At 75.8% G+C, this 20,971-nt stretch carries 19 protein-coding genes; 6 read left to right on the forward strand and 13 right to left on the reverse strand.

Features of this window, described 5'->3' with window-relative positions; genetic code table 11:
• Positions 1 to 51: 51 nt before the first annotated feature.
• The gene (locus tag ACFQ8E_RS17810) at positions 52 to 780 is read right to left on the reverse strand and encodes a helix-turn-helix domain-containing protein (protein ID WP_430551905.1); all 729 of its coding nucleotides are present in this window, start codon (positions 778 to 780) and stop codon (positions 52 to 54) included.
• 103 nt (positions 781 to 883) lie between these two features.
• Here ACFQ8E_RS17810 and ACFQ8E_RS17815 point away from each other — a divergent pair, with 103 nt between their 5' ends.
• Positions 884 to 1,723, forward strand: a complete 840-nt coding sequence (locus tag ACFQ8E_RS17815; protein ID WP_430551906.1) for an alpha/beta fold hydrolase — start codon at positions 884 to 886, stop codon at positions 1,721 to 1,723.
• A gap of 30 nt (positions 1,724 to 1,753) precedes the next feature.
• Here ACFQ8E_RS17815 and ACFQ8E_RS17820 read toward each other — a convergent pair whose 3' ends face one another.
• A complete protein-coding gene (locus ACFQ8E_RS17820; protein ID WP_430551907.1) occupies positions 1,754 to 2,557 on the reverse strand; it encodes a sulfite exporter TauE/SafE family protein in 804 nt (267 codons plus the stop codon).
• A 214-nt stretch (positions 2,558 to 2,771) separates the two neighbouring features.
• Between ACFQ8E_RS17820 and ACFQ8E_RS17825 the strand changes: the two genes are divergently transcribed.
• The 3 genes from ACFQ8E_RS17825 to ACFQ8E_RS17835 are packed head-to-tail and all read left to right on the forward strand — an operon-like array spanning position 2,772 to position 5,321.
• Positions 2,772 to 3,791: an ArsR/SmtB family transcription factor gene (locus ACFQ8E_RS17825; RefSeq protein ID WP_430551908.1), complete on the forward strand. Its 1,020-nt coding sequence runs from the start codon at positions 2,772 to 2,774 to the stop codon at positions 3,789 to 3,791.
• A gap of 54 nt (positions 3,792 to 3,845) precedes the next feature.
• Positions 3,846 to 4,397 (forward strand): GNAT family N-acetyltransferase, encoded by a 552-nt coding sequence (locus ACFQ8E_RS17830; RefSeq protein ID WP_430551909.1) that lies wholly within the window; start codon positions 3,846 to 3,848, stop codon positions 4,395 to 4,397.
• Between the two features lie 9 nt (positions 4,398 to 4,406).
• Positions 4,407 to 5,321, forward strand: coding sequence for an alpha/beta fold hydrolase (locus ACFQ8E_RS17835; RefSeq protein WP_430551910.1), 915 nt, complete (start codon positions 4,407 to 4,409; stop codon positions 5,319 to 5,321).
• 21 nt (positions 5,322 to 5,342) lie between these two features.
• Here ACFQ8E_RS17835 and ACFQ8E_RS17840 read toward each other — a convergent pair whose 3' ends face one another.
• Positions 5,343 to 5,939 carry an Lrp/AsnC family transcriptional regulator gene (locus ACFQ8E_RS17840; protein ID WP_430551911.1) on the reverse strand — a complete coding sequence of 199 codons (597 nt, stop codon included), beginning with the start codon at positions 5,937 to 5,939 and terminating at the stop codon, positions 5,343 to 5,345.
• Positions 5,940 to 6,097: 158 nt separating this feature from the next.
• Here ACFQ8E_RS17840 and ald point away from each other — a divergent pair, with 158 nt between their 5' ends.
• Complete coding sequence (gene ald, locus ACFQ8E_RS17845) at positions 6,098 to 7,210, forward strand: alanine dehydrogenase (protein WP_430551912.1); 1,113 nt, start codon at positions 6,098 to 6,100, stop codon at positions 7,208 to 7,210.
• A gap of 70 nt (positions 7,211 to 7,280) precedes the next feature.
• On the opposite strand, the gene ACFQ8E_RS17850 is transcribed toward ald, so the two are convergent.
• The 5 genes from ACFQ8E_RS17850 to ACFQ8E_RS17870 form a co-directional block, all read right to left on the reverse strand.
• Positions 7,281 to 8,279, reverse strand: coding sequence for a ribonuclease Z (locus tag ACFQ8E_RS17850; protein ID WP_430551913.1), 999 nt, complete (start codon positions 8,277 to 8,279; stop codon positions 7,281 to 7,283).
• A 20-nt stretch (positions 8,280 to 8,299) separates the two neighbouring features.
• The gene (locus tag ACFQ8E_RS17855; RefSeq protein WP_430551914.1) at positions 8,300 to 8,563 is read right to left on the reverse strand and encodes a hypothetical protein; all 264 of its coding nucleotides are present in this window, start codon (positions 8,561 to 8,563) and stop codon (positions 8,300 to 8,302) included.
• A 75-nt stretch (positions 8,564 to 8,638) separates the two neighbouring features.
• Positions 8,639 to 9,661 carry a UDP-glucose 4-epimerase GalE gene (gene galE / locus ACFQ8E_RS17860; RefSeq protein ID WP_430551915.1) on the reverse strand — a complete coding sequence of 341 codons (1,023 nt, stop codon included), beginning with the start codon at positions 9,659 to 9,661 and terminating at the stop codon, positions 8,639 to 8,641.
• Positions 9,662 to 9,738: 77 nt separating this feature from the next.
• On the reverse strand, positions 9,739 to 10,401 hold the full coding sequence (locus tag ACFQ8E_RS17865) for an FMN reductase (RefSeq protein ID WP_430551916.1): 663 nt from the start codon (positions 10,399 to 10,401) through the stop codon (positions 9,739 to 9,741).
• Positions 10,398 to 11,582, reverse strand: coding sequence for an LLM class flavin-dependent oxidoreductase (locus tag ACFQ8E_RS17870; protein ID WP_430551917.1), 1,185 nt, complete (start codon positions 11,580 to 11,582; stop codon positions 10,398 to 10,400). Before ACFQ8E_RS17870 ends, ACFQ8E_RS17865 begins: the two co-directional genes overlap by 4 nt.
• A gap of 364 nt (positions 11,583 to 11,946) precedes the next feature.
• Between ACFQ8E_RS17870 and ACFQ8E_RS17875 the strand changes: the two genes are divergently transcribed.
• Positions 11,947 to 12,291, forward strand: a complete 345-nt coding sequence (locus ACFQ8E_RS17875; RefSeq protein WP_079575180.1) for an RNA polymerase-binding protein RbpA — start codon at positions 11,947 to 11,949, stop codon at positions 12,289 to 12,291.
• An 83-nt stretch (positions 12,292 to 12,374) separates the two neighbouring features.
• Here the strand turns inward: ACFQ8E_RS17875 and lnt are convergent, their stop codons facing one another.
• From lnt to tatC, 5 genes are all read right to left on the reverse strand, one after another.
• Positions 12,375 to 14,195 (reverse strand): apolipoprotein N-acyltransferase, encoded by a 1,821-nt coding sequence (lnt, locus tag ACFQ8E_RS17880; RefSeq protein WP_430551918.1) that lies wholly within the window; start codon positions 14,193 to 14,195, stop codon positions 12,375 to 12,377.
• A 126-nt stretch (positions 14,196 to 14,321) separates the two neighbouring features.
• Positions 14,322 to 15,986 (reverse strand): amidohydrolase, encoded by a 1,665-nt coding sequence (locus ACFQ8E_RS17885; RefSeq protein ID WP_430551919.1) that lies wholly within the window; start codon positions 15,984 to 15,986, stop codon positions 14,322 to 14,324.
• Between the two features lie 117 nt (positions 15,987 to 16,103).
• Positions 16,104 to 19,097 carry a DEAD/DEAH box helicase gene (locus tag ACFQ8E_RS17890; RefSeq protein ID WP_430551920.1) on the reverse strand — a complete coding sequence of 998 codons (2,994 nt, stop codon included), beginning with the start codon at positions 19,095 to 19,097 and terminating at the stop codon, positions 16,104 to 16,106.
• Positions 19,098 to 19,166: 69 nt separating this feature from the next.
• Entirely contained in the window at positions 19,167 to 20,150 is a 984-nt protein-coding gene (locus ACFQ8E_RS17895; protein WP_430551921.1) for a diacylglycerol/lipid kinase family protein, read from the reverse strand.
• Between the two features lie 49 nt (positions 20,151 to 20,199).
• Positions 20,200 to 20,940, reverse strand: a complete 741-nt coding sequence (gene tatC, locus ACFQ8E_RS17900; protein WP_430552016.1) for a twin-arginine translocase subunit TatC — start codon at positions 20,938 to 20,940, stop codon at positions 20,200 to 20,202.
• Positions 20,941 to 20,971: the final 31 nt, after the last annotated feature.

The following is a 20,971-nucleotide window of genomic DNA, read 5'->3' on the forward strand; positions in this document are numbered from 1 at the left end:
TGCGGTGCCTCCCTGGCGGTCGCTCGCGGCGGGATCCGCGACACGGCCACGCTAGGAAGACGCGGGCTGCTCCGGCTTGTACAGGAGCGACATGGTGTCGGCCGGCGACTCGGCGCGCGCCGCCCGCAGCTGCGTCGCCGTGCGGCCGATGAATCGCCGCAGCGACCGGGCGAGGTGGGGCTGGTCGAAGTAGCCGAGCGCGTGCACGACGTCGAGCGGCGCCGCGCCGTCCCGGAGCAGCACGGCGGCCGTGCGGGCCCGGTCGATCTGCCGGATGGCGCCTTGCGTGAGCCCGGTGGTCGCGGCGACGCGGCGCTGCACCGACCTCGTGCCCACGCGGGCGGCCCCGCCCCGCACGACGTCGTCGACGAGCGGGTCCCGCACGAGCACGCCGGCCCGCACCAGCCGGTCGACGAACGCCTCGGCGTCGTCCGGCCGCGGGATCGGCCACTCCTCGCCGCGCAGGACGAAGCCGTCGGCCGTGACGTGCGGGCTCTCCAGCTCGCCGTCGACGAGGGCCGACGCCGGCAGGTGCGGCATCGTCGCGCCGTGCGCGAACGTGATGCCGAACGAGTCCGAGTCGCCCGCGATCCGGGCCGCCGTGGCCACGGTCTCGGGGCCGCGGACCGCGGCGTGCGTCCGGCGACCGTCGCGCCAGAACACCAGCTCCCAGTGCGACGTCGCGACCGAGGTCATGGTCCCGTCGCCCGACGCGCGGCCGCGCCAGACGCGCGCGACGTAGCGCGAGTCCGAACCGCGGTGGACGCTCTCGACCGGCATGCCGCTCCTTCGACGGGGCCGACCCCGTCCCGCCCCTCAATGTAGCGACGCGCGGGTCGCCACGCGCACGTGCATGGGGCGACCCGCCTGCGAGAATGTCCCGGTGAACGCCACCGCCGGGGACTCCCCGCGCCCGCTGCCGCCCCTGGCCCACGACGTCGCCGGCGACCCCGGAGCTCCCGCCGTCGTCCTCCTGCACGCCGGGGTGGCCGACCGGCGCATGTGGGACGCCGTCGTGCCCGCCCTGGCGCACACGTTCCGCGTGGTGCGACCGGACCTGCGGGGCTTCGGCGACTCCCCGCTGCCCACCGGCGGCGCCCCGTACACGAACGCGGGCGACGTCGCCGCCCTGCTGGACCGGCTCGGCGTCCCCGACGCCGCCGTCGTCGGGTCGTCCTTCGGCGGGAAGGTCGCGCTCGAGCTCACGACGGCGCACCCCGGCCGGGTGCGCGAGCTCGTGCTGCTGTGCCCCGCCGCCCCCGGCGTGCCCGACACCGACACGTCCGACGCGTTCGACGCCGAGGAGGCCAGGCTCCTGGGCGCGGGGGACGTCGAGGGCGCGGTGCGGCTGAACGTCACGACGTGGCTCGGCCCGGACGCCGACGACGCCGCCGCCGAGACCCTCGCCGTCATGCAGCGGCGTGCGTTCGAGGTGCAGCTCGCCGCCGACGCGGCCGCGAGCGCCGCCGGCCTGCCCGAGCCCGGCCCGGACGGCGTGGACGTGGACCTCGCGGGGATCCGGGTGCCCACGTTCGTCGTCGAGGGGGCGCACGACATGGACGTGCTGCGAGCGTGCGCGCAGCACGTGGCGGCGTCGGTGCCGGGGGCCGAGCTGTCCCTGCTGGAGTGGGCGGGGCACCTGCCGGTGCTGGAGCGGCCCGACGCGATCCTGGCGCTGCTGCTCGACGTGCTGCGCGACGACCCCACGGTGCACGCTCCCTGACCTGCGGTCGACGGCCCCGGGCGCCGCGGGTCAGGCGGCGAGCCACTGGTCGTGGGTGATCTTGGCGACGAGGGCGACGACGACGAGCAGCAGGACGGCGCGCACGAACCCCGCGCCGCGGGACAGGGCCGTACGTGCCCCGACGATGCCGCCCGCGACGTTGGCGACGGCCATGCCGGCGCCGAGCAGCCACAGCACGTGCCCGAGCGCGCCGAACAGGGCGAGTGCGCCGAGGTCGCTGCCGATGCTGACCACCTTGGCCATCGCGGAGCCGCGCAGGAAGTCGGTGCCGAGCGCGGTGACGCACAGGGCGACGAGCAGCACGCCCGTGCCGGAGCCGACCACGCCGCTGTAGAACCCGACGCCGCTCGCCCCCACGGCGAGCACGAGCGTGGGCCGCGAGACCGGCCCGCGGCCGGCCGGGGCGGCGTCGTCGGGGGCGTCGGGGGAACGGCCGGGGCGCGCGACGGCGGCCCACACGCCCACGCCGACGAGGGTGGCCGCCACGGCGAGGGTGATGGCCGCGCGCGGCAGGTGGGAGGCGGTGGCGGCGCCGACCATCGCGGTGGGCAGCCCGAGGGCGGCGGCCGCGAGCGCCCGGCGACGGTCGAGGCCGACACGGCGGACGTAGGTGACGGCGGCGCCCGACGTGCCGGTGATCGCGACGAGCTTGTTCGTGCCGAGCACGGTGGCGACGGGCAGCGACGGCAGCGCGAGCATGAGGGCGGGCACCTGCACCAGTCCCCCACCGCCGACGACGGCGTCGAGCCAGCCCGCGGCGAACGCGACGGCGATCAGCAGGCAGGCGGCGGTGGGGTCGACGTGCAGGCCCATGGCTGCTCCTCGGGTGGGGGCGGCTCGGGCGTCCCGGCGATGCCGGGGGTCGCGCCGCCGTACAGGGCAGGCAGAGGGGCGCGACGGGGGCGGCGAGACGGCGCGCGCGGACATTGCGCCTGGACGCAAACAGGGGGTGAACCCGGGTGGCGGGTGCCGGGGGCGACTAGCGTGGGCGGTGGACGACCCGAGTCGACCCCCGAGGTGGTGGCCCGTGCTCACGATCGACCTGTCGGCGGAGGACCTCACGCGCCTGCGCGCTCCCGGGCGCCCGGACCCGCTGTGGGACACGGTGCTGAGCCTGCACCTGCTGCAGAACCGGCAGGCGGCGCTGGCGTTCGACCCGTGGCGGCGGCAGGTGCGCGCCCGGATCGTGGAGGCGGGCCTGACGACGACGGTCGCGGCGCTCGCGCGCCTGGCGCCGTTCGCGTCGTACTTCCCGGACTTCCTCACCCCGACCCCGGTGGACGGGCCGCGTCCCGACGGTGGCCGCGGGGACGCGGGCATCGAGGCGGCCGCGGACCGGGTGGCGAGCACCCCGCGGCCCCGGCTCGCGCGCGAGCTGGCGATGACGTTCCGCTCGGGGGCGGCGCCCTGGGTGCGGCGCATCGCGGCCGGCGAGGCGGAGGCGATGCGCTGGCTCGCGGGCGCGCTGTGCCGCTATCACGCGCTGGCCGTCGCCCCGTACGCGCCGGTGACCCGCGCGGCGCTCGCGGCCGACCAGGAGGCGCGGGACGCGGCGTTGCGGCGGGGCGGGATGCAGGGGCTGATGGGCAGCTTCGACCCGCTGCTGCGCCGCGAGGGCGGCCGATGGACCGGCTGGTACCCCGTGACGCGGACGCTGCCGCTGCGGGGGCGTCCGCTCACGATGGTGCCGTCGGTGTTCTGCGTGCTGGCGCCGGTGGTGCTCGAGGACGACACGCTGGACCCGGTGCTGGTGTACCCGGTGGACCCGGCGCCGGGGTGGGTGGCCCGCGGGGGCGACGCGGCGGACGAGGGGGTGCAGGTCGCGCACCTCATCGGCCCCACGCGGGCGCGGGTCCTGGAGGTGCTGGACACGAGCCGCACGACGACGGAGCTGGCGCGGGTGCTGGACCTCACGCCGGCGACGGCGAGCCGGCACGCGACCGTGCTGCGGGAGGCAGGCCTGGTGTTCTCGGAGCGGCAGGGCAACCGGGTGCTGCACACCCGCACCCGGTTGGGGGACGCGCTGCTGGCCGGCCACGTGGGCTGACGCCCTGGCCTGGTGTGAAACGTCCGCGTCACACGCCGGCGCGAGGATGCGGGGGTGATCATCGCCCCGGAGTCCCCCGCCGCCGCCGACGTGCGCGCGCTGCTGGAGGAGCACCTCGCCGACATGTACGCCACCTCCCCTGCCGAGTCGGTGCACGCCCTCGACCTGAGCGGGCTGCTCGCCCCGTCGGTGACGTTCCTGACGGCGCGCGAGGACGACGGGACGCTGCTGGGGTGCGGTGCGTTGAGCGAGCTCGAGCCGACCACCGCGGCGTCCGGCGGTCGGGGCGAGGTGAAGTCGATGCGCACGGCCCGTCCCGCGCGGGGGCGCGGCGTGGCGGGCGCCGTCCTGGACCGGCTGGTGGCCCTCGCCCGCGAGCGCGGGTACGCGGCGGTGAGCCTGGAGACCGGGCCGCAGGAGTACTTCGCGCCCGCCCGGCGCCTGTACGCGCGGCACGGTTTCGTGCCCTGCGGGCCGTTCGGCGGCTACTCCCCCGACCCGTGCAGCGTGTTCCGCACCCTGGACCTCACCGGCGGGCGCACGGACCCGCGCACGGACCAGGTCACGGACCAGGTCACGGACGCGCGGGTGGGCCCCGCCGCGTAGCCTCGCGGGATGGCCGACACCCCGACCCGCGACGCGACGGGCACGGAACCCCCGCTGGACCGGCGGTTCGCGTGGCGGGGCCGTGAGGTCGCGTGGACGGCGTTCGGCTCCGGCCCACCGCTGGTGCTCTGCCACGGCACGCCGTGGTCGTCGTGGCTGTGGGAGCCGTACGCCCGCGCCCTGGCCGCCGAGTTCACCGTGCACCTGTGGGACATGCCGGGCTACGGGGCGTCGTCCAAGGATCCCGCGCACGACGTCGACCTCGGGACGCAGGGCGAGCTGTTCGCCGACCTGCTGGAGCACTGGCGGCCCGCCTGGTCCGACGGTGCCGACGGTGCCGACGGGTCCAGCGCTGCCGGCGAGGGCGTGCCGCTGCCGCACGTCGTCGCGCACGACTACGGCGGCGCGGTGAGCCTGCGTGCCGCGCTGCTGCACGGCGCCCGGTACGCGTCGCTGTGCCTCGTGGACGTGGTGGCGCTGCGCCCGTGGGGCTCGCCGTACTTCTCCCTGGTGCGCGAGCACGCCGACGTCTTCGCGGCCGTCCCCGCCGCCGTGCACCGCGGCGCGCTGGAGGCGTACGTGCGCACGGCCGCGCACCGGCCGCTGCGCGAGGAGCACCTGGCCGCGCTCGTCGGCCCGTGGACGGGCCAGGCCGGGCAGGCCGCGTTCTACCGGCAGATCGCCCAGGCCGACGAGCGGTACACCGCCGAGCTCGAGCCGCTGCTGGGCGGCCTCGACGTCCCGGTGCGCGTGCTGTGGGGCGAGGAGGACACGTGGATCCCGCCGGACCGGGCGCGGCGGCTGGCGGACGCGATCCCCGGCGCCGACGCGCGGCTGCTCCCGGGCGCCGGGCACCTGGTCCAGCTCGACGCTCCCGTCGCGCTGGCCGTCGAGCTGCAACGCTGGTTGTCCGCGACCCGCTGACCATCGGTACCAGGCTGACCGTCAGTACCAGCTCGCCCGCGCGTGCTGGAAGATGAGGTTGGTCTCGGTGAGCGCGACGTCCGGGTCGGTGGACAGGTGCTCGATGACGAACTCGTTCAGGGCGTCGGAGTCCGCCGCGGCGACGTGCACGAAGAAGTCGTGCGCGCCGCCCAGCAGGAAGACGTTCAGCACGCCGGGCAGCTCGGCGAGGCGCTGCAGGTAGCCGCTGAGGCGGGTGCGGGCCGCGCCGCGCATCTGCACCGCGATCATCGCCTGCAGGGGGTGCCCCGTGCGCGCCGGGTCGACGTCCGCGTGGAAGCCGCGGATCACGCCGCGCTCGCGCAGCTGCCGCACCCGCGTCAGGCAGGTGGAGGGGGCGATCCCGGCCCGCGCCGCGAGCGCGTTGTTCGGCAGGCGCGCGTCGTCCGCGAGCGCCGCGAGGAGCCGCTGGTCGACGTCGTCCAGCCGCGCGGGCGCGGGGCCACGCCGCTCCAGGCCCCACGACGGGTCCGGCCGGACCTCCTGCGTGCGGCCGTCCTGGCCGCGCCGGTCCGCGGATCGAACATCCTTCGCTCGAGGCTGCTGTGCGCCGGGCCGAGCCGGGCGTAGTGTCGACATCCTGGCAATCTACCGAAGGATGTACGGATTCGTGGTGCGGGACCGAATCGTCCCGTCAGACTGGGACGTGAGCGGGGTCACACGCCCCGCGCCACGCACCCACCGTTCCCCCGGCCACGAGCGGGGAACGGTGCCGAGCCACGAAGGCGGGCCCACCCATGCGCATCGGCGTCCCGAAGGAAGTCAAGAACCACGAGTACCGGGTGGCGATCACGCCGGCCGGAGTGCACGAGCTCGTCGCCCGCGGGCACGACGTCGTCGTGGAGGCGGGCGCCGGGGCGGGGTCCGCGATCACCGACGACGAGTACTGCACCGCCGGTGCGGGCGTCGTCGCGGACGCCGACGAGGTGTGGGCCGGCGCCGACACGGTGCTCAAGGTCAAGGAACCGGTCGCGCAGGAGTACCACCGGCTGCGGCCGGGGCTGGTGCTGTTCACCTACCTGCACCTCGCGGCCGACAAGGCGCTCACCGAGGAGCTGCTGGCCCGCGACGTGACGGCCGTCGCGTACGAGACGGTGCAGACCCCCGACGGGCGGCTGCCGCTGCTGGCCCCCATGTCGGAGGTCGCGGGGCGTCTCGCCCCGCAGGTCGGGGCCGCGACCCTGCTGCGGGCCGCGGGCGGGCGCGGCGTCCTGCTCGGCGGGGTGCCCGGCGTGCCCGCCGGGCACGTGGTCGTCATCGGCGCGGGCGTCTCGGGCATGAACGCCGCCCGGATCGCGGTCGGGCTCGGCGCGCGCGTCACCCTCCTGGACACCAGCGCGGACGCGCTCAAGGCCGCCGACCGGGAGCTCGGCGGACGCGTGCAGACCCTCGCCTCGAACAAGCTCACCCTCACCGAGGCCGTGCTCGAGGCGGACCTGGTGGTCGGAGCCGTCCTGGTCCCCGGCGCGAAGGCGCCCGTGCTGGTGGCGAACGACGTCGTGGCACGCATGCGGCCGGGCGCCGTCCTCGTGGACATCGCGATCGACCAGGGCGGCTGCTTCGAGGACTCCCGCCCCACGACGCACGCCGACCCCACGTTCCGGGTGCACGACACGGTCTTCTACTGCGTGGCGAACATGCCCGGCGCCGTGCCGCGCACCTCCACGTACGCGCTGACGAACGTGACGCTGCCGTACGCCGTGGCGCTCGCGGACCACGGCTGGCGCGAGGCCCTGCGCCGGGACCCGGTGCTCGCGCACGGCCTGAACGTGCACGCCGGCGCCGTCACCAACGCGGGGGTCGCGGAGGCGCACTCCCTCGACCACGTGGACGTCGCCGCCGTCCTCTGAGCCTCCCGCGCCGGTCCGACCGTGGTGGGCGCAGCGTCAGGGCGAGGGCGAGGCCGGGGTCAGGGCGAGGTCAGGGGCGGTGGCGCGGCGGGAGCGGGACGCGGTCGAGGTCGGCCGCGACGGTGAGGCCGCCGTCGAACACCTCGCGAGCCTCGCGCTCGAACGCGGCGGGCAGCTCGTCGGGCACCCGGTAGCGCTGGGAGAAGTGCGTGAGCACGAGGTGGCGCACGCCGGCGCGGGCGGCGACGATCGCGGCCTGCCGGCAGGTGAGGTGCGCCCAGCGGGCTGCCAGGTCGGCGTCGCGATGCAGGAACGTCGACTCGACGACCAGCAGGTCCACGCCGTCGGCGAGCTCCCCCACCGCGTCGCACAGCCGGGTGTCCATGACGAACGCGACCGACTGCCCGCGCCGCGGCGCGGACACCGCCTGGCGGCGCACGGTGCGGCCGTCGTCCAGGACCAGGACGCCGTCGCGCAGCAGCCGCCCCACCGCCGGGCCCGGCGGGACGCCCGCGGCCGCGAGCGCCGCCGGGTCCAGGGAGACGCCGTCCGGCTCGTCCAGGCGGTAGCCGACGGTGTCGACGCGGTGGTCCAGCGGGCGGGCGGTGAGCGTCGGGGCGTCGGGACCGGCGCCGCGTTCGCCGTCCACGCGGGGCAGGGTCACGACCTGGTCCTCGCCCCGGCGGGCGCCGGAGGTGGCGGGGAAGGCCACGGGCTGCAGGGCGACCCGTTCGTGGTGGTCGTAGGCGCTCGCGTCGAGCAGGTGGCGCACCCACGGCTCGCCGGAGGCGGGGAAGGAGATCGGCACGGTGTGGCGCACCTGGTCCCCCGACAGGCGCTGCGTGACGCCGGCCAGGCCGAGGGAGTGGTCGCCGTGCAGGTGGGTGATCGCGATGCGGGTGAGGTCGGTGGCGGACACGCCCGCGAACGTCATCTGCCGCTGCGTGCCCTCGCCCGGGTCGAACAGCACCGCCGCCTCGTCGAAGAACAGGACGTACCCGTTGTGGTTGCGCGTGCGGGTGGGCACCATGCTCGCCGTGCCGAGCACGACCAGCTCACGTCGTGACACGTCGGGACACGCCGCCGCGCTCAGCGGCCCAGGGCGCGCCCGACCACGCGCACCAGGCCCGTGGTCACGTGCTGCACGGGCCGCCACAGGTCGCGGTCGAACACCGCCGTGCGAGTCACCGGGCCGCGGCGCAGCCGCCCCGCGAGCCGGTGCGCCGACGGGGTGCTCGGCGCCGGCGCGGCGGGCGCGGGCTTCAGCGACGGCAGGCCCGCGAGCACCGAGGGCCGGTAGCGGGCACCCGGGTCCCACCGCAGGTCGGTCCGCGCGCTCGCGTCGTCGGGCATGGGGTCATCCTCGCCCGCCCCCGGGGGACCCGCAAGAGTGCGCCGGGGTGGTGCCGACGGGCGAGCTGGGCCGGGTCAGGCGTCGGGGAAGCCGCGGGGGTTCTCGGACTGCCAGCGCCAGGTGTCGGCGCACATGTCGTCGATCGTCTTGACCGCGCGCCACCCGAGCTCGGTCTGCGCCCGCGTCGGGTCGGCCCAGAAGGCGGCGAGGTCGCCCGCACGGCGCGGCCCGACCTCGTAGGGCAGCTCGCGGCCCACGGCCCGCTCGAACGCGTGCAGCATCTGCAGCACGGACGTGCCGGTACCGGTGCCGAGGTTGAAGGCACGCACGGGCTCGGCCATCGCGTCCAGGTGGTCCAGCGCGGCCACGTGCCCCGCGGCGAGATCCTCGACGTGCAGGTAGTCGCGCTCGCACGTGCCGTCGGCCGTCGGGTAGTCGTCGCCGAACACGACGAGCTTGTCGCGCTTGCCGACGGCGACCTGCGCGAGGAACGGCATGAGGTTGTTCGGGATGCCCTGCGGGTCCTCCCCGATCTGCCCCGACGGGTGCGCGCCCACCGGGTTGAAGTACCGCAGCAGCGCGACCTTGAGCCCGCCGACGGCGACCGCGGCGTCGGCCATGATGCGCTCGATCATCACCTTCGTCTGCCCGTACGGGGACGACGACGACAGGTACTCGTAGTCCTCGCGGTAGGGCACGGGCGCCTTCTCCCCGTACACGGTCGCCGAGGAGGAGAACACCAGACGCGGGACGTCGTGGCGGCGCATCGCCTCCAGCAGCGACAGCGTGGAGTCGAGGTTGTTGCGGTAGTACTCCAGCGGCTTGGCCACGGACTCGCCCACCGCCTTGAAGCCGGCGAAGTGCACGACGGCGTCGAACTTCTCGTGCGCGAACAGGAGCTCGGTCTTCTCCGCGTCCGTGAGGTCGATCGCGTGCACCGGCACGTGCGCCCCGGACAGCGACTCCAGGCGGCCCATCACCGTGGGCTTGCTGTTGGAGAAGTCGTCCACCACGACGACGTCGTGCCCGGAGGCCACGAGGGACAGGACGGTGTGGGAGCCGATGTACCCGGCGCCGCCGGAGACGAGAACGCGCATGGGCCCAGCCTAGGGCGTCGGGCACCGTCGTCGGACGGGCGTCCGCACCCGGGCCAGGCCCGTGCGCGCCGGTCGGGTCAGCTGCCGCCGAGCAGCTCCGTGAAGCTGGGCGTCGCGGCGAACGGGTCGACCGGACCCTCGTTCTCCCGCCGGGCGACCCGCTGCGCCAGGTCGCGCCCGGCGCGGGAGATGCGCTTCGGCAGGCCGGCGCCGGGGTCGTCGGCGCTCGCGGCCCAGTCGTCGGTGGCGGCGAACACGCTGGTCGGCACGACGTCCGCGCGCAGGTAGGTGAACAGCGGCCGCATCGTGTACTCCAACGCCAGGGAGTGGCGGGCGGTGCCGCCCGTGGCGCCGAGCAGGACCGGCATGCCGGTCACCGAGTCGGGGTCGACGACGTCCCAGAAGGACTTGAACAGCCCCGAGTAGCTCGTGGTGAACACGGGCGAGACGGCGATGAGCCCGTCCGCGCCGGTCACGGTCTCCAGCGCCCGGGCCAGGTCGCCGGTCGGGAACCGGGTGAGCATCGCGTCGACGACGGCGTGCGCGAGGTCGCGCAGCTCGATCGTCTCCACCCGGACCGTGTGACCGGCGTCCTCCAGCTCCCGCACGGTGGCGTCCGCGAGCCGGTCGGCCAGCAGGCGCGTCGACGACGGCTGGGACAGGCCCGCCGAGACGACGGCGAGCGTGCGCTCGCCGGCCGCGCCGGGCAGCGACCCGGCGGGGGTGAACGGGGTGGTCATGCGCGTGCCTCCTGCGATCCGGCGGGCTGGGTGCCCTCGGCAACGGTACCGGTGTACGGGTCCGAGGTGTCGCCGACGTGGGTGGCGCCGGCCTCGCCCGCCGCGCGGGCGGCGGCCACGCGCTCGGCGTGCGTCGGCGGGTTCAGCGGGACGTCGTCGGCGGGGCGCTTGGCCTCGACGATCTTGCGCAGCTCGGGCACGACCTCCTCGCCGAGCAGGTCGATCTGCTCGAGCACGGTCTTCAGCGGCAGGCCCGCGTGGTCCACGAGGAACAGCTGGCGCTGGTAGTAGCCCACCTCGTCGACGAACGACGCGTACCGGTCGATGACCTGCTGCGGCGAGCCGACCGTCAGCGGCGTCTCGCGCGTGAAGTCCTCCATCGACGGGCCGTGCCCGTACACGGGGGCCTCGTCGAAGTAGGGCCGGAACTCGTTCCACGCGTCCTGCGACCGCTTGCGCATGAACACCTGCCCGCCGAGCCCGACGATCGCCTGGTCGGCACGCCCGTGCCCGTAGTGCTCGAACCGCTGCCGGTAGAAGCGCACCATCTGCCGGGTGTGGTGCATCGGCCAGAAGATGTTGTTGTGCAGGAACCCGTCGCCGTAGAACGCGGCCTGCTCGGCGATCTCGGGGCTGCGGATCGAGCCGTGCCACACGAACGGCGGCACGCCGTCCAGCGGCCGCGGGGTGGAGGTGAAGCCCTGCAGCGGGGTGCGGAACTTGCCCTCCCAGTCCACGACGTCCTCGGTCCACAGGCGGCGCAGCAGCGCGTAGTTCTCGATCGCGAGCGGGATGCCCTGGCGGATGTCCTGCCCGAACCACGGGTACACGGGGCCGGTGTTGCCGCGGCCCATCATGAGGTCCATGCGCCCGTCGGAGATGACCTGGAGCATCGCGTACTCCTCGGCGAGACGCACCGGGTCGTTCGTCGTGATCAGCGTGGTCGCCGTCGACAGGGTGATGTGCTTCGTGACGCCGGCCAGGTAGCCGAGCATCGTCGTGGGCGACGACGCCACGAACGGCGGGTTGTGGTGCTCGCCGGTGGCGAAGACGTCCAGGCCCGCCTCGTCGGCGTGCCGCGCGATGGTGAGCATGTCGCGCACCCGCTCGGTGTCGTCCGGGGTGTGGCCCGTCGTGGGGTCGGTGGTGACGTCGCTGACGGAGAAGATTCCGAACTGCACGGCTGCGCTCCCTGCTCGTGGACTCTGCGGTGGAGCCTGGACCGAGGTCCAGGTCCATGCATTTGCATGTACATGCCGGTGAACCGCGGCCCTGGCCCGGTTGTTCCCGGCCCCGACCCCGGGGGGCGCGTGACGTCGCGCACAAAGGGTGCCCGCAGGGCGGTCTCGAGTTGCGCACGGCGCGCCGACTGGCCAGCCTGGGTGCAACCGTCACGTCCACCGCCATCCTGTCCGACCGTTCTCCCGGTCCGCGGCACCGGGTGTGGACCGTGCTTCACGGGACCTTCACGGCCCGCCGGAACATCCCCCGGCAGGGCCGCGTTGGAACCTCAGGCCCCTTCCCACCGACCTCCAGGAGGACGACATGCCCGACCGGTCCCTGCGCGGCATGAGCATCGGCAGCAAGAGCATGGAGTCCGACGAGGGCGTGGACTTCGCCCCGCGGTTCCAGGCCCACTACGACTGCCCCAACGGTCACACCATCATCCTCCCCTTCTCCACCGAGGCCGAGGTGCCGCCGGTGTGGGAGTGCCGGTGCGGCGAGGAGGCGCTCCTGCGCGACGCCGAGCGCCCCGAGGTGAAGCCCGGCAAGCCGCAGCGCACCCACTGGGACATGCTGCTCGAGCGCCGCACCGTCGCCGAGCTGGAGGAGCTCCTCGACGAGCGCCTCGAGCTGCTGCGCGCCGGCAAGCTGCGCCGCAGCGCCTGACGCGGACGATCACGAAGGGCGGGCACCCCACCGGGTGCCCGCCCTTCGTCGTTCCCTCGTCGTTCCCTCGTCGTCCCCCGCCGTCAGCCGCGCCGCGCCCGGGCCGCGGACACGATCCCCCCGACGACGAGGACGACCGCCGCCGCACCCACGGCCCAGCCGGGCCAGTAGCCCGCCCGCACCGCCGGCGTCAGCTCCGTGCGCAGCGGCAGGTCCGCCACCCAGTGGTCGGGCGTGAACAGCTGCGTGCGCGCCACGAGCGTCCCGTCCGGCGCGACGACGCCGCTCACCCCCACCGTGGAGACCTGCACCGCCGCCCGGCCCGTCGTGATCGCCTGCAGCCGCGTCATCGCGAGCTGCTGCGTGGACTCCGCCGTGTACCCGAACGACGCGTTGTTCGTCGGCACCACCAGCACCTGCGCGCCCCGCTGCACCGCGTCCCGCACGATCTCGTCGTACGCCACCTCGAAGCAGATCACGGTCGCCATCGGCACCGTCGCCTCCCCCGTGCCGTGCCCGATCGCCGCGCCGTCGACCGGAAGGTCGACCACCGCAGGCTCCGTGCCGGGGATCATGTCCGTCGTCACGCGGTCCACCTGCGAGCTGAACAGGCGCACGAACCCGCGGATCGGGATGTACTCCCCGAACGGCGCCGGGTGCTGCTTCGCGTACCGCTGGGTGACCCCCTCGCCCGGCTCCCACAGCAGCGCCACGTTGTACCGCCCGCCGGTGTCCGGCCACTCCTGCGCGCCCACGAGGATCGGCGCGCCCACCGCCGTCGCCGCGTCGTCGATCGCCGCGCCCACCTCCGGCGTCGTCTGCGGGTCCAGGTCCGAGCCGTTCTCCGGCCACAGCACCACGTCGACGGCGTCGCCCGGCTCGTCGCCGAACGCGCCCGCCGCCTGCTCGTCCGCGATCGCGTACGTGCCGTCCAGGTGGTTGTTCAGCACCTCCGCGCGGTTCGCGAACGACCCCTCCCCCGGCTCGGACACGTTGCCCTGCACCGCCCCGGCGCGCAGCACGCCCGCCTCGGCCGTGCCCGTGCCCGCGTCGACGACCGTGCCCGCGCGGCCCGGGTCGTCGGCGTCCGTCACCTCGCGCGTGCCCGGGTCGTGCGCCAGCGGCAGCAGCAGCGGCACGACGACGAGGGCGGCCGCGGCGACGACGAACGCGCCGGCGCTCGCGGCCGACCGTGCCCGCCGTCGGGCGTCCCGCCACGGCGTGCGCAGCAGGCGCCCGACCGCGAGCGCGAGCAGCACGCCCGCCACCGCGACGAGCAGGGACACGAGGGTGGTGCCGCCCAGCCAGGCGGCGCGCCCGGTCGGCGCGCCGGCCATCGCCCACGCGAGGCGGCCCCACGGGAAGCCGCCGAACGGGATCTCGGAGCGCCACTGCTCCACCGCGACGAAGACGACCGCGAACACGGCGGCCTGCGCGACGGCGTGCCGGCGCACCCAGCGCCACCGGCGCGCCCACGTCCACAGCGCCCCGAACGCGGCGAGGAACAGGGTCTCCAGCACGGACAGCGCCACCCAGGGCACCGTGTCCGTGGCGAAGTTCGCCCACCAGATGTGCGGGAGCCAGAACGTCAGTCCGGTGACGAGGCCGACGAGGAAGTTCCAGCCGGCCGCCCGGCGGCCCTCACGGCGCAGCGCGGCGAACAGCAGCGCGACGCCGACGAACGCGAGCGGCCACGCCCCGACGTCCGGGAACGACGCCCACAGCGCGGCTCCGGACGCCACCGCGAGCAGCAGGGTCGCGGGGCGGCTCGCCCACCGGTCGGCCGGCGTCGTCGCGCGCGGCACGGCGCCCTCGTCACGGCTCTCGTCACGGCCGTCCTCGACGCCGGGGGCGGCTCCCCCGTCGGAGGGCTCTTCGACCGGGCTGGGGCTCACGTGCGACACCCCCGCAGGGTACGTGACCGCGGGCCGTCGTCAGGCCGCCCGGCACCCTTCGAGCACGCGATCGGTTTCGGGAACCGGCCGGTTGTCGCGACGGATCGCGTGCTCGAAGGCATCTCCCGGTCCGGGTCAGTCGAAGGTGTCGTGCAGGACGACGCCGTCGCGCACGGTCTGCAGGCACACGGGGTCGGGCTCACCCTCGGACAGGTCGGGCAGGAGCGGCTGACCGGCGCGCGCCTCCGGGTTCCACGCCGACAGGCGGTCGCCGGGCGCCTGGACGGACAGGGTGTCCGCACGCCAGACCGCCAGGTGCGCGGGCGCGCCGACGCGCAGCTCGCCCGCGCCGGTGTGGTCCAGCCCGGCGAGCCGCCACCCGCCGCGGGTGTGGGCGCGGAACGCGGCCCGCGCGGAGATGCGCTGCATGGTGTCCTCGTGGGTGAGGGTGGCGCGCACCGCCTGCCACGGGTCGAGCGGGGTGACGGGGGTGTCGGAGCCGAACGCGAGCGGCACGCCCGCCCCGGCGAGGTCCGCGAACGGGGACAGGGTCGACGCGCGCCCCGGCCCGAGCCGCGTCGCGTACATGCCGAGGCTGCCGCCCCAGGCGGCGTCGAACGCGGGCTGCACGGACAGCGCCACCCCGTACAGCAGCAGCGCGGCGAGGGCGGACGCGTCCACGAACAGGGCGTGCTCGAGGCGGTGGTGGCCGGAGCGCAGCAGGCTCGCGCCGTGCTCGGTGGCGGCGAGCTCCAGCCCGCGCACCACCTCGTCCATGGCACGGTCGCCGATGACGTGGAACCCGCCCTGCGTGCCCGCGGTCGAGCAGGCGGCCAGGTGCGCGGCGATGTCCTCGCCCGTGAGGAAGAGGCGGCCCGTGGGCTCGGCGGCGCCCGGCGCGGCGAGCAGGTCGCTGTACGGGTGGCGCAGCGCCGCGGTGCGCGAGCCGATCGACCCGTCCGCGCACAGGTCACCGGCGATGCCGGTGAGGAACGGCAACTCGGCGAGCATCTGGCGCGCGTCGTCGGCCGTCGCGCACAGCTCGCCCCGGTACGCGACGACGTGCGGCAGCTCGCCCGCCGGGTCCGCGGTGAGCGCCACGAGCTCCGCGAGCCCCTCGCGGGTGTCCATGGTGGGCTCGCTCATCTCGTGCACGCCGACGATGCCGCGGGCGGCGGCGTCCGCGAGGGCGCGCCGGTACGCGCGGGTGCGGCGCGCGGGCGAGACCTGCCGCACGGCGGCGGCCGCGGCGTGGTGGGCGTCGGAGGTGACCATCCCGGACGCCTCCCAGCCGAGGGTCCGGTCGAGGCCCGCCGCGCGGGCGAACGACCCGGACACGACGGCGGAGTGGCCGTCGACCCGCGCCGCGTACACGCGCCGCCCGCCGCAGGCGGCGTCGACCTCGTCGGCCGTGGGGGCGCGCCGCTCGGGCCAGGTCTGCTCGTCCCACCCGAACGCGAGGAGCACCTCCTCGCCGCCCGGGTCGGCGGCGTCCAGCTCGCGCGCGCCCCGGGCGAGGGCGTCGAGCGCCGCGGCGAGCGACGTCACCCCGCCGGCGGCGGTGAGGTCGACGGACCCGGCCGCCAGGCCGGTCTCCAGCAGGTGGACGTGCGCGTCGACGAACCCGGGGGCCACGAGCGCGCCGTCCAGGTCGATCACGCGGTCCGCGCGGGCCGCGAGGCCGGCGGCGGTGTCCTCGGCGCCGAGCCAGGTCACGACGCCGTCGTCGACGAGCAGGGCCTCGGCGAACGGGTCGGCGGGCGAGTGGACGACTCCGTTGCGGTACAGGGTGGACGTCACGGCCTGCACTCTATGGCACCGCCCCGGGCGGGCGCCCACCGCACCCCCACACCGGCCGCACGGATTCCTCACATCCGCACGGGCCGGCAGCGGGTCGCCGCCGCCGGCCCGCTGCCGTCACACGCTGGAGTAGGCGACGACGCCGCGCAGCACGGCGGTCTGCGCCTTGCGCGCCGTGGCCCGCAGCGCGGGACGCGGGGCGGCCTTCGCCAGCTGGTCCAGCACGTCGAGCACCTGCTTGCACCAGCGCACGAAGTCCCCCGCCGCCACGTCCGTGCCGCGCAGCACCGCGTCGAGGTTCTTCCCGGACGCCCACCGGTGCACCGGGGCGACCAGGCCCAGGTCCAGGGGGCCCGTCGCCTCCAGGCGGTGCGCCGCCTCGAGGTCGGTCACCTCGGACCAGGCCCGGGTGGTGGCGTCCAGCGCGAGGGCGAGCCGCCCGTGCGGCCCGCCCGGCACGAACGGCTCGGACGCCTCCTCGCGGCGCCCCGAGTACACGACCGTCGACACCGCGGCCGCCAGCCCGGGCGCGTCCAGCTCGTCCCAGATGCCGCGGCGCAGGCACTCCGCGAGGAGCAGGTCGTCCTCCGCGTACAGGCGGCCCAGCCACCGCCCGTCGTCCGTGACCGCCAGGGTCCCCCGCTCCCCGCCGTCGTGGTCCGGCGAGGAGGCGTCCTCGCCGGTGCGGGCCAGGTAGCCCAGCCGCGTCAGCACGTCGCAGGTGCGGTCGAACGTGCGGGCGATCGACCCGGTGCGCCCCTCGACGCGGCGCACCAGCTGCTCGTGCTCGGCGCGCAGCCGCTCCCACCGCTCCGCCCAGCGGGCGTGGTCGTCGCGGTCCGGGCAGCCGTGGCACGGGTGGGCGCGCAGCGCCGCGCGCAGGCGCTGCAGCTCGGCGTCGGACGCCGCGTCACCGCGCCGTCCGGCCTGCCCACCGTCGCGCCGTCCGGCCTGCCCACCGTCGCGCCGCCCGGGGTGCCGGCTGGAGCCGCCGTCGCCCGAGAACGCGCCGAGCGCGTTGCGCATGCTCGAGGCCAGGTCGCGTCGCTGGTCGGGGCGGCGCGGGTTGAACCCCTTCGGGATGCGCACCACGCCGACCACCTCCACGCCGCCCGGCGCGTCCGCGAGGGTGAGCTTCTTGACCTGCTTCTCCTGGGTGAGCACGGTGGGCCGCGGCCCGTCGAAGCCCCGGTCGTCGCGGCCCGCGTCCAGGATGACGACGTACCCGCGCCGCCGCCCGGACGGCACCTCGACCACGTCGCCCCGACGCAGCTTCTCGAACGACGCGACCGCGTCGGCGCGCCGGGCCCCCGACGCGGCGCGCGACAGCTCCTTCTCGCGGTCTTTGATGGCGCGCCGCAGCCCCATGTACTCCGCGAAGTCGCCCCGGTCGCACGCCATCGCCTCGGCGTACCCCTCCATGGCCTCCGCGTGCGCCTGCGCCTGCTTCGCCAGGCCGACCACGCCCCGGTCGGCCTGGAACTGCGCGAAGCTCGTCTCCAGCACGTCGCGCGCCCGCTCACGGCCCACCTGGCCCACCAGGTTGACCGCCATGTTGTACGTGGGCCGGAAGCTGGACCGCAGCGGGTACAGCCGCTTGGACGCGAGCCCCGCCAGCGCCACCGGGTCGAGGCCCGTGTGGTCGACGACGACGGCGTGCCCCTCGACGTCGATCCCGCGCCGCCCCGCCCGGCCGGTGAGCTGCGTGTACTCCCCTGGCGTCACCGGCTGGTGCGCGGTGCCGTCCCACTTCACCAGCTTCTCCAGCACCACCGACCGGGCGGGCATGTTGATGCCCAGCGCCAGCGTCTCGGTGGCGAACACGACCTTCACCAGGCCGCGGGAGAACAGCTCCTCCACGGTCTCCTTGAACACCGGCAGCATGCCCGCGTGGTGCGCGGCGATGCCGCGCGACAGGGACTCGGCCCACGACCAGTACCCGAGCACGTCGAGGTCCTCGGTCGGGATCGTGGCGGTGCGCTCCTCCACCACCCGCCGGATCCGCGCCTCCTCCTCCGCGTTCGTCAGCCGCAGGCCCGCGCGCAGGCACTGCTGCACCGCCCCGTCGCAGCCCGCGCGGGAGAAGATGAAGTAGATGGCGGGCAGCAGCGCGTCCGCGTCGAGGGAGTCCACGACGGCGAACCGCGGCGGCGTGCGACGGTGCGCCACGGGCCCGCCGGCGCCCGGCCGGTTTCCGCCCCGGCCCCGGTACCCGCGGTCGCCGCGCCCCCGGTGCCCGTGCCGGCCGTGGCCCGACTCCGCCCGCGCCGACACGCGGAACATCGCCTGCAGGTCCGGGTTGATCGGCGGGTTCGTGCCGGGATCGGTCGGGTCCACGTGCCCCGCGTACAGGTCCATGAGGCGCGGCACGCCGCGCGGCTCCGGCGCCGAGACGACCACGTGCTGCCACAGCGGCACGGGCCGGCGCTCGCTGACGACCACGGCCGTGTCGCCGCGCACGGTGGCGAGCCAGTCGCCGAACTCCTCCGCGTTCGACACCGTCGCGGACAGGGACACGAGCTGCACGTGGTCGGGCAGGTGGATGATGACCTCCTCCCACACCGGGCCGCGGAACCGGTCGGCGAGGTAGTGCACCTCGTCCATGACGACGTACGCCAGTCCGTCGAGGGCGGACGACCCCGCGTAGAGCATGTTGCGCAGCACCTCGGTGGTCATGACGACCACGGGCGCGCCCGCGTTGATGGACGTGTCCCCGGTGAGCAGTCCCACGTTCGCGGCGCCGTGCCGGGCGACGAGGTCGGTGTACTTCTGGTTGCTCAGCGCCTTGATCGGCGTCGTGTAGAACGCCTTGCCGCCGCGCGCGAGGGCGAGGTGGACGGCGAACTCCCCGACCACCGTCTTGCCGGCGCCGGTGGGTGCGGCGACCAGCACCCCGCGGCCTTCCTCGAGCGCGACGCACGCGTCCACCTGGAACGGGTCGAGCTCGAACCCGACCTCCTGGCGGAACAGCCGCAGCTCGCCCTCGGCGTCGGCCTTGTCGCGCGCGCTGCGCTCCCGCGACGCGGCGTACCGCTCCGCGGGGGTGAGGGTGCCGGTGCCGTCGGGCGTGCCGGCGCGCGAGCCGGAGCCGGGACGGGAACGAGGGGTCATGTCATCAGCCTAGGCGTCGTCGACCCGGGGTCCGTGCGGCGCCCCGGGTGCGATTCGTGGCGCGCCCCCTCAGCGTGGTTCGACCAGCACCTGCAGGGCGCGGGCCCGCACCTCGACGCGCAGCGGCAGCGCCCCGAGCCGCTCGCCGTCCGCGTGCGCGACCGGCAGGGGACGCTCGCCCGCGACCCAGGCCTCCGGCCCGGGCTCGATCGTCACCGCTCGCGCCCGCACGACGTGCACCTTGCGACGCCGCACGTGCCCGCCGGTGAACATGCTCGGGAAGACGGCGAGCGCGCCCGCCTTCGACAGGTCGGTGGCGACCAGCACGTCCAGCAGGCCGTCGTCGAGGGAGGCCGACGGGGCGACGCGGATGCCCCCGCCGATCTGCGGCCCGTTCGCCGCGGTGACCAGCGCGGCGCGGCCCGTCCACGTCGCCGTCCCCGCCGGTCCGGGCCGCAGGCGCAGCCCGGGGCCCTCGACGACGCCGTCGAACGTCAGCCGGTACGACCAGGGGCGGTAGCGCACGAGCTCGAGCGCGGCGGCCACGGTGTACCGGGCGCTGCCGCGCGGGTGGCGCAGCCGGTTCGCGCGGGCGTTCACGGCGGCGTCGAGGCCGGCCGAGACCGCGCCCGCCAGCCAGCGCGGGCCGCCGGCGAGGCCGGGGCCCGTCGCGAGCGCGGCGTCGACGGGGCGACGGCCCGCGGGGCCGGCGTCCAGCGCCCGGCACAGCGCGGCGCCCGCCGCCGCGGGGTCGCGCACGGGCAGCCCGAGGGTGGCGGCGAAGTCGTTGCCGGTGCCGACCGGCACGATCCCCAGCGGGACCCCGGTGCCGGCGACGGCCTGCGCCCCCAGGTGCACCATGCCGTCGCCGCCCACCACGACGAGCGCGTCCACGGGCAGGCCCGTCCCGTCGACGGCGGCACGGGCCCGCGCCAGCGCGGCGTCCGCGTCGGGACCGGACAGGTCGACGACGTCGTGCCCCGCCCGGCGCAGCCCGGCCAGCACGCCCTCCCCGGCGTACGCGGCACGCCCCTTGCCCGCGGTCGGGTTCACGACCACGCCCAGGCGACGCGCGCGCGTGCTCCCCCCGTGCGGGTCCGGCTCAGACAGTGGGGGCGACCCTGCGTTTGTCGACGCGCCGGTCGTGCAGCACGCAGATCCCGAGGGCCCCGAAGTACAGCACGCAGATCGGCAGGGCCACGAAGATCATCGTCAGCGCGTCGGGCGTCGGCGTCATCACGGCCGCGAACACGAACGCGACGAGCACCGCCCACCGCCAGCCCTTGGCGAGCGTCTCGTGCCGCAGCACCCCGGCCATGTTGAGGCCGACGAGGAACACCGGCGACACGAACGCGATGCCGAACGCCAGCACGAGGCGCATGACGAAGCTGAGGTACCCCTGCGCGTCGGTGAAGTTCACCGCCCCGTCGGGCACGAAGCCGGCCAGGATGTCCACGGCGTGCGGGAGCACCCACCAGGCCAGCGCGGCGCCGCCGAGGAAGAGGGGCACCGCGGCGCCGAGGAACCCGTAGGCGTACCCCTTCTCCCGCCTCGTCAGCCCGGGGGTCACGAAGGCCCACAGCTGGTAGAGCCACCACGGGCACGTCACGATGACGCCGAGGAAGAGCGAGACCTTGATCTTCATGTCGAGCGCCGACGCCATGCCCGTGAAGTTGAGCGCGATCGTCTTGCCCTGCTCGAGCGCGGCGACCTCGAGGGGCGCCTGCAGCGCGGAGAGCAGCGGTTCGTAAAGGACCCATCCGGCGACCGCACCCACGACGAGGCCGCACGCGGCGAGGAAGAGCCGCTTGCGCAGCTCCAGCAGGTGCTCGCGCAGGGGCATGCGCCCCTCGGGGTCCCGGGTGTCTCCGGGC

This window comes from Isoptericola sp. NPDC056573 (genome assembly GCF_042793335.1).
In the GTDB taxonomy this organism is placed as follows: Bacteria; Actinomycetota; Actinomycetes; order Actinomycetales; family Cellulomonadaceae; genus Isoptericola.

What these genes read in the sequence shown, in the direction of transcription:
- ACFQ8E_RS17810 (WP_430551905.1), bottom strand. Translation starts at nt 780, where the DNA reads ATGCCGGTCGAGAGCGTCCACCGCGGTTCGGACTCGCGCTACGTCGCG.
- ACFQ8E_RS17820 (WP_430551907.1), bottom strand. Translation starts at nt 2,557, where the DNA reads ATGGGCCTGCACGTCGACCCCACCGCCGCCTGCCTGCTGATCGCCGTC.
- ACFQ8E_RS17835 (WP_430551910.1), top strand. Translation starts at nt 4,407, where the DNA reads ATGGCCGACACCCCGACCCGCGACGCGACGGGCACGGAACCCCCGCTG.
- ACFQ8E_RS17840 (WP_430551911.1), bottom strand. Translation starts at nt 5,939, where the DNA reads ATGTCGACACTACGCCCGGCTCGGCCCGGCGCACAGCAGCCTCGAGCG.
- ald (WP_430551912.1), top strand. Translation starts at nt 6,098, where the DNA reads ATGCGCATCGGCGTCCCGAAGGAAGTCAAGAACCACGAGTACCGGGTG.
- ACFQ8E_RS17855 (WP_430551914.1), bottom strand. Translation starts at nt 8,563, where the DNA reads ATGCCCGACGACGCGAGCGCGCGGACCGACCTGCGGTGGGACCCGGGT.
- galE (WP_430551915.1), bottom strand. Translation starts at nt 9,661, where the DNA reads ATGCGCGTTCTCGTCTCCGGCGGCGCCGGGTACATCGGCTCCCACACC.
- ACFQ8E_RS17865 (WP_430551916.1), bottom strand. Translation starts at nt 10,401, where the DNA reads ATGACCACCCCGTTCACCCCCGCCGGGTCGCTGCCCGGCGCGGCCGGC.
- ACFQ8E_RS17875 (WP_079575180.1), top strand. Translation starts at nt 11,947, where the DNA reads ATGCCCGACCGGTCCCTGCGCGGCATGAGCATCGGCAGCAAGAGCATG.
- ACFQ8E_RS17890 (WP_430551920.1), bottom strand. Translation starts at nt 19,097, where the DNA reads ATGACCCCTCGTTCCCGTCCCGGCTCCGGCTCGCGCGCCGGCACGCCC.
- tatC (WP_430552016.1), bottom strand. Translation starts at nt 20,940, where the DNA reads ATGCCCCTGCGCGAGCACCTGCTGGAGCTGCGCAAGCGGCTCTTCCTC.